The 9,241-nt window shown below is 56.5% G+C and carries 7 protein-coding genes and 2 pseudogenes; 6 read left to right on the top strand and 3 right to left on the bottom strand.

Annotated features, from left to right (window positions below; genetic code table 11):
- Window positions 1–213: helix-turn-helix domain-containing protein (locus BMW66_RS05790; RefSeq protein WP_342741846.1), on the bottom strand; the 213-nt coding region annotated here is incomplete at its 3' end.
- Window positions 214–555: 342 nt separating this feature from the next.
- On the opposite strand from BMW66_RS05790, the pseudogene BMW66_RS05785 reads away from it, so the two are divergent.
- Window positions 556–963 (top strand): annotated as a pseudogene (locus tag BMW66_RS05785) (type I restriction endonuclease); the annotation flags it as partial.
- 209 nt (window positions 964–1,172) lie between these two features.
- Here BMW66_RS05785 and BMW66_RS05780 read toward each other — a convergent pair.
- Window positions 1,173–1,790, bottom strand: a pseudogene (locus BMW66_RS05780) (IS3 family transposase); the annotation flags it as partial.
- A gap of 322 nt (window positions 1,791–2,112) precedes the next feature.
- Between BMW66_RS05780 and BMW66_RS05775 the strand changes: the two are divergent.
- A complete protein-coding gene (locus tag BMW66_RS05775) occupies window positions 2,113–2,754 on the top strand; it encodes a TetR/AcrR family transcriptional regulator (protein WP_175483174.1) in 642 nt (213 codons plus the stop codon).
- 22 nt (window positions 2,755–2,776) lie between these two features.
- On the opposite strand, the gene BMW66_RS05770 is transcribed toward BMW66_RS05775, so the two are convergent.
- Window positions 2,777–3,730, bottom strand: coding sequence for a cyclase family protein (locus tag BMW66_RS05770; protein ID WP_093116371.1), 954 nt, complete (start codon window positions 3,728–3,730; stop codon window positions 2,777–2,779).
- A gap of 505 nt (window positions 3,731–4,235) precedes the next feature.
- Here BMW66_RS05770 and BMW66_RS05765 point away from each other — a divergent pair.
- The 4 genes from BMW66_RS05765 to BMW66_RS05750 are packed head-to-tail and all read left to right on the top strand — an operon-like array spanning window position 4,236 to window position 8,776.
- Window positions 4,236–5,090, top strand: coding sequence for an FAD binding domain-containing protein (locus BMW66_RS05765; protein WP_093116369.1), 855 nt, complete (start codon window positions 4,236–4,238; stop codon window positions 5,088–5,090).
- 18 nt (window positions 5,091–5,108) lie between these two features.
- Window positions 5,109–5,600 (top strand): (2Fe-2S)-binding protein, encoded by a 492-nt coding sequence (locus BMW66_RS05760; protein ID WP_425441308.1) that lies wholly within the window; start codon window positions 5,109–5,111, stop codon window positions 5,598–5,600.
- A gap of 21 nt (window positions 5,601–5,621) precedes the next feature.
- Window positions 5,622–8,072: a xanthine dehydrogenase family protein molybdopterin-binding subunit gene (locus tag BMW66_RS05755; RefSeq protein ID WP_093116367.1), complete on the top strand. Its 2,451-nt coding sequence runs from the start codon at window positions 5,622–5,624 to the stop codon at window positions 8,070–8,072.
- Window positions 8,073–8,128: 56 nt separating this feature from the next.
- On the top strand, window positions 8,129–8,776 hold the full coding sequence (locus tag BMW66_RS05750) for a TetR/AcrR family transcriptional regulator (RefSeq protein WP_093116365.1): 648 nt from the start codon (window positions 8,129–8,131) through the stop codon (window positions 8,774–8,776).
- Window positions 8,777–9,241 lie beyond the last annotated feature (465 nt).

Genomic DNA, 9,241 nt, shown 5'->3' with positions numbered 1-9,241 from the left:
CGCCACAGCCTCCTGCGTCGGCGTCAGCGTCGTCTGCAACCGGCGCGCCGTGTGGCTGCGATCCTGCACGCTGTCGCGCTTGCGCCACTTCCAAACGGTCTGCTCGGAGATGCCGTAGCGCTCCGCCACGACCCACGCCGGCTCAGTGCTCGCCTGGATCGCCGCCCGCACCTTCGGCGTCGTGGTGGCCTGCTTGTGAAGAGAGATCAGCATGTCATTTCCTCGTCCCGAACCTCGCGCAGGATCGATCTTGCCATGAACAATGCAGTTCGGCGAGGGTCTATATGATCATCCGGGATGGGACAACTAGGCTCTGGTACAGCCACCAACTATTGACTTAGTTGAAGCTGCCGCACGAAATAGCATCTCGACAGTTTTCCCTGCCTCATAAGGGATTGACTAGGCCAGCATTTGGGTTTCGTTCGCCAATTATTTCACTGTTGGGTCCACATTGCCATTAGCACTCGTAGGCAGTTCCTAGATCATCAAGCGTCTCAAGACTTGAGAAGCCTGTTGTGATCTATAGGCTGCAACCAAAGTATTGGGCTGGCGGCGATGCAAATTCGTAAATTTTCTGAGAGAGACATCTGCAGCAAGCTTGTTGCGCCAGCGGTCGTGCAGGCGGGCTGGGATTTGCAAACACAGATCGCCGAGGAGAAAACACTCACAGACGGTCGGATCATCGTTCGTGGAAAGATGGTCGCCCGCGGCAAGCAGAAGCGAGCTGACTACGTCCTCTACATCAAGCCCAACATACCCATTGCTGTCATCGAGGCTAAGGACAATTCACACTCTGTCGGCGACGGGATGCAGCAAGCGCTTTCCTATGCTGATAAGTTGCGGATACCATTCGCCTTCTCGACAAACGGCGATCGTTTTCTGTTCCATGACAAGACTGGGCAATCAGCGTCCATGGAAACGGAAATCGGGTTGGCCGAGTTTCCATCCCCTGACGAGCTGAGAGGTGGTTCGGTTTGTCTGAACAGGTTCCGGGCGTTTTGTAAGTGGTTTTCCGCCTCGGCTAGGCCGCTGCCGCTTCGGGCATCGGCTGGTTGAAGTAGGCCTGATCGGGCGTTTGCCCGTCAAGCGACGAATGAGGCCTCCGGCTATTTTAGAAGCCGAGATAACGGCCGATCGAGGCACGGGCCTCGGAGACGCCGGCGTAAGCCCGCCATCGCCCAGACCTGGTTGGGCCGGGGTAATCGGCAGCTTGCGCAGCAGATAGGGATAGATCTTGTGCCCCGGTGCCGGTTTCGAGGTGTTCGGCTTGCGGTAAAGAGCTTCGATGCCCATCCGCTTCATCAGGGTGGCAACATGCAGCCGCCCGACCTTGAATCCCTCCTGCACCAGCAGCCCCCGCAGCATCCGGTTGCCCGCGAACGGGAATTCCATGTGCAGCTTGTCGAGCCGGTGCATCAGCTTGAGATCCGCGTCGGATACCGGGCGCGGCTTGTAATAGACGCTGCCCCGGCTGATCCCCAGCACGCCGGCCTGGCGGCTGACGCTGAGCTTCGCGGTGGGATCGATCATTTTCTTGCGCTCGGCAACAGACCCGCCTTGCTGAGCGCGCCGGACAAAAAATCGTTCTCCAGCGTCAGCTCTCCGAGCTTCGCATGAAGGGTCTTCACGTCGATCACTGGTTCCAGCTCAGCCTTCGGGCCATCGCCGAACACTCCGGTCGCGCCTTCAAGCAACTGGTCGCGCCAATGCTTGATCTGGTTCGGGTGGACGTCGAAATCCTGTGCCAACTCGATCAGCGTCTACTCGCCCTCGATCGCGGCCACCGCCACTTACGCCTTGAATGCCGGCCTGTGGTTCCGGCGTGGTCGTCTTGCCATGGTCTTCTCCTCGCTCGCAGCATCATGCCGCTGTTGCGCAGAAAATCCACTTATCCCGGCTGTTCAGATTTCCGGAACCACCTCTGGGAATCGCGCCACTGGGCGAGTGAACCGCAACGGTATTCCGGTGCGGCTCAGTCTGACTCCATCCGCGCTTGCAATGGACTACCCACCAATGATGCCTTATAGTTCCAGCACGTGGTTCCGTTGTTAGATGCTTGCAATGAGGAGGAAGTATTTGCGTGGCAGAGAAACAAAGCGATTGCCGAAGGACGTGCGTCGCTCCAAGATTTTGGAAGTTGCGACAGAGCTTTTTAGCAAGAATGGCATGTCGTTCACCACGCGTGATCTCGCAAATGCTGTCGGCGTGACGCAGCCTTTGATTTTCCAACACTTCGAGACAAAAGAAGACCTTGTGGATGCGATCTACTTGGAGCAATTCGAGAACCTTTTTGATGATGCATGGATCAGTGATCTAGAAGATCGGAGCGTGAGCCTCTATCAGCGCCTTGTCCGCTTCTATGAGAAATACACCGAGGTAGTTTTTGAAGAGAAGTGGATGCGGGTCTATTTCTGGTCCGCCCTGGAAGGTGCTGAAATCAACAAACGCTACACACGCTTTGTTGCCGAGCATATTACCAAGCCGATTGCAGTCGAGGTCGCGTGGGACGTCAGGCGCGCAAGGTCAGGTGAAACCTATGCAGTGGATGGCGTGACAGATGCGGAGTTCGAAGCGATCTACACAGCGCATTCCGGGTTGTTGTACTTCGGGATGCGTAAATACCTATTTCAGGACGCGCCCGACATCGACCGCACCCAGATCATCCATGACTGTGTGGCGTCCATGCTTCATGGTGCGCCAAGCGTGGTGCAGACCTATCTGAGCCGAAGTTTGGGAGCCGCCCCGCCATATTGAGCGAGACGGCCCACACAGAGGATCACTTGATCGCTTGTGGGTTTAGCGGCGACCCACAGCCGCCGGGAAGGTGCAAGGGGGGCGCGGTAAAAAAGAACTCATAGACGCCGTCCTTTGCGCAATCGTCGGCTAGTTCTTCAAGGTAAAAGATCTCGCCCATGGCGATGCCGATGGCCGGGATGACGACGGCGTGCCAAGGTTGGAAAAGACCCTCCGCTTCGGATTCGTTGGGGCGAACTTCACAGCCCCAAGTGTCCGCGCATATAGCGGCGATGTCCTTTTCCTTGATCCAGTAGCAGGTCTCGAAGGCGAGGCCAGGCGCATCCCCGCCCGCATAGCCGGACCATTCCGCTAAATCGAGGCAGCGTTTCTGGTGCCCTGTACGGAAGATCACGAAGTCTCCTTGGCGGATCTCCACGCCCTGCGCCTTGGCGGTCCCTTCGAGGTCGTCAATCGTGATGCCTTCGCCGTCTTCCAGCCAGTCAACGCCCTTGTAGCGCGCGACATCCAAGAGCACGCCACGGCCGGCCATCTTGTCACGATAATTCTCGATCCCGTTTTTGCGGGCGCCGGTGGTGGTGACGTTCGAGGCGTCATAGCCGTTGAACATCTTGCCTTGGTAAAAAATATGCGCGATCGAATCCCACTGGGTCGAGCCCTGGCAGGGCATGTTGATCGCGTCGTCCGCGTATTGCAGGCCCGTACCTTCCTGGATGCCGCATTTGACGTCCGTGCCGGTGGCCAGCATCGAGTGAATGGGATTCCAGCGGCCACCATAGAGGCCCGTTTGCACCGGCTCTTTCAGCGATAAGCCGAGCCCAAAGATGCGACCTGTTTTGATCAAGCCCGCTGCCTCGCACACCCGTTCGGGGGTCGCGAGATTGATCGTACCAAGTTGATCATCATCCCCCCAACGGCCCCAATTTGATAATTCATTGAATGCCTTGTCCACGTCGGCTTTTGTCACCACGGCCATCTGTCTTTCCTTCTGTTGCCGCCTTGCACAGGCGCATTTCTTTGAGGACGCGACAACGTCACAGATCACAATCGTAAGCGCCTCCCTCGAACCTCCGTGCCCAGCTTTGAGCGGGTTTCAGCGATTCTTACCCAAAATGACTGACACGCAGTCACAAAGTAATCAAGTGTTCATTTCTTTTTTCTGGGCAGTGAACCCTTTCTTGATCCTTCGTTAAGGTTGGGGACCTCGTATGTGGTGGAAATACGAGTTTCTGGTTTACTCAAGGGCAGCTTCAAATCCAGTTTTCGACCAAGTCTTTGTAAATGAATGAATAATTATAAGTTCAATCGCTATGGAGGCTCTTGTGTTTCGAAAGAATGATCAACCATTTAATGCGGTCAATGCTTGAGAGAGTGGCGCCGGAAGGCCTGATAGCATCTGCAACTTATCGCAAACTTTTGTTGACAGAGCCACAAAATAGTATTCTAGTTATCAAAGGTTTTGCAAACGGGAGGGAGAGCCAGTGAAGCCAGCTCCATTTGATTATTGCAGGCCGGCGACGGTGTCTGAAGTACTTGCTTTGCTTCGTGAATCGGACGGGGAAGCAAAGATTATCGCAGGTGGTCAGAGCCTCGGAGCAATGCTGAACCTGCGATTGGCAGCACCGGGTAAACTGATCGACATCAGTGGTATCCGTGCGCTTGCATCGATTGGTGTCGAGGGCGAACATCTGCGTATTGGCTCTATGGTCCGGCATGTGGACGTGTTCGAGTCCGAATATCTTGCGGATCATTTGCCGTTGCTCAGAGAGGCGTACAGCCACGTTGCCCATGCCTCGGTGCGCAACCGTGGCACCTTGGGGGGCAATGTCTGTCATGCTGATCCGGCCTCTGAATTGCCTGCGGTACTGCAGGCGCTGGACGCGACGATGACGATTGGCGGAGAAAGCGGCGAGCGGATAGTTCCGGCGGACGATTTCTTTGTCGGCCTGTTCGAGACAGCGGTGAAAGAAGGCGAAATGCTTCTCGACATCGCCATCCCACTGGCTGCGGGCGAGAAAGCCTGGGGCTTTTGCGAGGCGGCAACACGGCGCGGGGACTTTGCTTATCTTGCTGTCGCAATTACGGCCGAGTTCGAAGGTGGGACGTTGCGTGACGTACGCGCTGCTTACGCCGGCCTTGCCGACCGCCCCATGCGCTGCGCGGAGGTTGAGGCGGTGCTGGAAGGCAAGGCTTTGACGCCGGAATTGGCGGCTGAGGCGGGAGGCGTCGCCTCGGACACATTGGAGTTAAGCGGGGACGCGATCGTCTCGGTCGAGCATCGGATGGATCTGGCTAAATGCCTGACCGCGCGGGCGCTTGATATGCTGGCGGGTTGAGGTAGGGAGGACACTGAAGTGGCAATCAAGAAACACGAACTATCGGTGGAGGTGAACGGTAGAACCGTGCGGGCTGAAGTCGAGCCGCGCATGATGCTCAGTGATTTTTTACGGCATGAGCTGGGTCTAACCGGCACCCATGTGGGCTGCGAACACGGCGTTTGCGGCGCGTGCAACGTCATGCTGAATGGGCGCAGTGCGCGGTCCTGCCTTACTTATGCGGTGCAGGTGGACGGGGCGAAGATTGAAACGGTCGAGTCGCTCGGCACCATCGACAAGCTGCACCCGCTCCAGCAGGCATTTTGGGAAAAGCACGGGCTGCAATGCGGGTTCTGCACGCCGGGGATGCTGATCTCGGCGCTGGAACTCTTGGAGAAGAACCCCAAGCCAACGCGTGAAGAGATCGTCGACCACATGAGCGGCAACCTCTGCCGCTGCACTGGCTATCAGAATATCATCGATGCCGTCGCTTATGCCGCAGAGCTGATGGCGGAGCAGGCGAACGGCTAAGCCGGACGCAGGGAGGACAAGATGAGCATCAAGGATATAGTCATACCGCCAAGCCGTCGCAAGATAGGTCCGGCGAAGAGTTACAATCATATCGGCAAGCCAATGAAGCGGCTGGAAGACCCACCACTTTTGACTGGCACGGGGCAATTTATCGATGATGTGGTCTTGCCTCACATGGCCCATGCCGCCGTGTTGCGTAGCCCGCTGGCACATGCGCGGATCGTCAAAATCGACACCAGTGCTGCGGAGGCGTTGGAGGGGGTCGTCTGCGTGTTGACCGGCGAGGACGTGGCCAAGACCAACGATCCGCAATTCGGCTCGGGCAACGGAATAGAGCAATATTGTATCGCCGTGGGCCGGGTGCGCCATGTGGGTGAGACGGTGGCGGCCGTGGTGGCCGAAAGCCGCTACATCGCCGAGGATGCGCTGGAGCTGATCGAGGTGGACTATGAAGAACTACCGGTGATTGCCACGGTCGAGCAGGGAATTGCCGCCACTGGAGATGGCATACTCCACCCCAATCACGAAAACGGGAACATCGCCTTCGAGTGCAACTATGACTTTGGAACGGTAGAAGAAGATTTTGCAGCTGCTGACCATGTCATCCAGCGCGAGCTGCGCTGGGGTCGGACCAGTGGCATGCCGATTGAAACTTCGGGCGCCGTGGCCAGCTATAACCCCGGTCGCAGCAAGTTCGAGGTTTATTCGAACAGTTCCATGTACAACTATTTCGGCCATGGGATTGCGGCCTCTTTGCGTGTACCGCCGAGCAAACTTAATGTCATTCCGGTCTATGCAGGCGGCAGCTTTGGCTCCAAAATGTTCGCTCACAAGGTTCCAACTTTGACGGCCACGCTTGCCCGTGCCGCAGGCCGCCCGGTGAAATTCATCGAGGACCGGATCGACCACATGCTGTCGAGCGACCAGCACGGGCCGGAGCGGGTCTTTGACTGCTCGGTGGCGATCAAAGGCGGCAAGATGACCAGCGTGAAAATCAAAACGGTCGATGACTATGGCGCCTATGCGCAGTTCGGCGTGGGTCATCACGGCAATGCCTTGTCACAGGTAACTGGGCCTTATGATATTGGCAGCGTGCGCTATGATCTGAAGGCCGTGCTGACCAACAAATGCCAGCAGGGTGCCTATCGTGGCTTTGGCGCCGAGGTGTCGAATTTCATGATCGAACGTCTTGTGGATGCCGCAGCTGATGAGTTGGGCGAAGACCGGGTGGAATTTCGTCGTCGGAACCTAATCCCGAAAGAGAAGTTCCCGCATATCATCCCGACCGGCAACCTTTACGACAGTGGTGACTATCAAGCGGTGCTCGCCAAAGCCCTGGACAAGATCGGGTATGACGACTTCCGGGCCGAACAAGAGGCCGCCCTGAAGGAGGGGCGCTATCTCGGTATCGGCGTCGCTACTGTCCAGGAGCGCTCCGTCTTTAGTGCGACTGAATACTGGATGTTGGAGCGTGATCCAGCCTTTCCGCTCTCCAGCGTGCCGGAAAGCGTGGGAATCACTGTGGATGTGTCGGGCAAAGTGGTTGTGGACCTGCACGCACCATTCTGGGGTAACAGTCCCGAAACCGTTGTGGGTCAGGTGGTGGCCGAGTTGCTGGGCGTCGATCCCACGGACATCATCTTCACCTATGCCGACACTGACCACGGGTTGCCAAGCGCGGGCCCAGCGGGCAGCCGCTACACGGTGATGATCTCTGGTGCGGTGGTGGGCGCGACAGAAAAGCTCGTGACTAAGATGAAGCGCATGGCCGCGGTGATGATGGGGACCGATGAGGAGGATGTAGACTTCCGCGACGGGATTTTTATCACCCGCTCCGGCAACCGTTCGAAAACTATTGAAGAGATTGCGACTGCGGCCTACAACTTCCGCCTCGATTTCCCGGATAGCGATGACTTTAGCAGTGGTCTGACGGTGCAGCATGTTTATGATCACCCGCTCACGACCATGCCTGCCGATGACCGCAGTCATCTTGGCATTTTCTACCCGATTATGGGTCACATGTGTCACGTGCCTGTGGTCGAGGTGGATATCGAGACCGGCAGCGTGAAGATCCTGCGCTATGTCGCCGTGCACGACTGCGGCACTGTGGTGAACCCGCTGACATTGGGTGGCCACGTGCGGGGCGGCACGGCCCAAGGGATCGGCTCGGCGCTTTATGAAAAGTTTTGCTATGACGAAAACGGGCAGTTCACCAACGCGTCCTTTGCGGATTATACTATTCCATCTGCCTACGAGATGCCCCCGGACATCCAGATCGGACATGTCGAGACGCCCTCACCCTATACCGAGTTCGGCGTGAAGGGCGCGGGAGAAGGCGGTCGTATGGGCGCGCCGCCCGCGGTTGTGGCGGCTGTGGAAGACGCGCTGAAGCCCTTGGGCGTGAGAATCGACGAAATTCCGATCGGTCCAAGCCGATTGCGCGAAATTATCCGGCATAGTACCGGGGGTTGAGAGGTTTAACGGCCCGCTGCGCGAGCAGCGGGTCGAAAGGGTAAAAAGGGGAGTGGATGGCGGTCTCGTCCAAAATTCAAAGGAACAGAGAATTCCGCCGGGCGACCATAATCGCTAGTGCACGCAATTACTTTGCGCGGGCGGGCCTTTCTGGCACAACGCGGGGGCTCGCAAAGGAAATTGGCTGCTCGCAGGCCATGTTTTACCAGTATTTCAAGAATAGCGAGGATTTGGTGCAGGCGGTTTTTGACGACGCCTTCAGCGCATCCGTCTACGAAAAGCTTTCAAGGATCGAGGCAACCGACCCGGATATCTTGCGGCGCGAGGTCAAGGCAGTGCTTGTCGAATACTGCCGAAATGTCACCGACGAGGACTGTATCAGGCTAATGTTCCACGCGTCTTTGAGCGGATACACAGAGCCCTATCAGATCCAAAAAGCGGCAGTGCGAGAGAAAATCCTCGAACCTATTTGCCATCTTATGCGGTTAGAGGCCGGATATGGCGAGCTGAAAGATGTTCCGATCAGCGACGTTGAGCTTGAGATGGCATGGCGCCCTTTCGGCGGCGTGATCTTCAACATGATCCGTCTGCATGTGTTCAAGGTGCCCCTCAAGTTGCCGCTGGATGATATCATTTCCAACACTGTGGATCAGCATCTTGAGGGCTGGTACCAGTGCTGGCCTGCGCCTGTCGAACCATCCTGATCGCGAATTTTCCGCGAAGAATTTGAGCATGCGTCAGCACGCCTGGTCTTCTTAGCGGGGTAGTGACGCCGAAATGATTCGCGACGTTGAAAAAAACTAAACATACGATAATCAAAAACCAAGGCGTGGAACGCTGTTTTGTATCAATTCACGACAAGCTCAGGCGCAGCCTAAGGTGTGCCCACCGGCGCAACGCGAAGATGCAGAAGAAAATAATGTATTAAAAACAGATTAGTAAAACATGTTATCTGAAGGGTCATCCCCTAATCTCTGCGAGTCGATTTCGTCTGTTCGAAAATAGTTCCGAAGATGAAAAACTTAACGCTTGATTATTTATGGATGATTGGGCACCCTTGATTTATCGTAGATCGTCAGCCGATCTGAGCGAACGCGACAGGGAGAAAAGTGAAAATGGACGTGGTTGAGAGCCAGAGAGGCCTTTCCCAAATTGTGTTCACATCCGGG

The organism is Salinihabitans flavidus (genome assembly GCF_900110425.1).
Lineage (GTDB): Bacteria > Pseudomonadota > Alphaproteobacteria > Rhodobacterales > Rhodobacteraceae > Salinihabitans > Salinihabitans flavidus.
Note: the sequence above shows the minus strand (reverse complement) of the source record. Positions and strands in the feature narration are given on the sequence as shown.

Bases quoted from the DNA above. Each gene is read 5' to 3' on its own strand.
- BMW66_RS05770 (WP_093116371.1), bottom strand. From the start codon at position 3,730: ATGGCCGTGGTGACAAAAGCCGACGTGGACAAGGCATTCAATGAATTA.
- BMW66_RS05750 (WP_093116365.1), top strand. From the start codon at position 8,129: ATGGCGGTCTCGTCCAAAATTCAAAGGAACAGAGAATTCCGCCGGGCG.
- BMW66_RS05755 (WP_093116367.1), top strand. From the start codon at position 5,622: ATGAGCATCAAGGATATAGTCATACCGCCAAGCCGTCGCAAGATAGGT.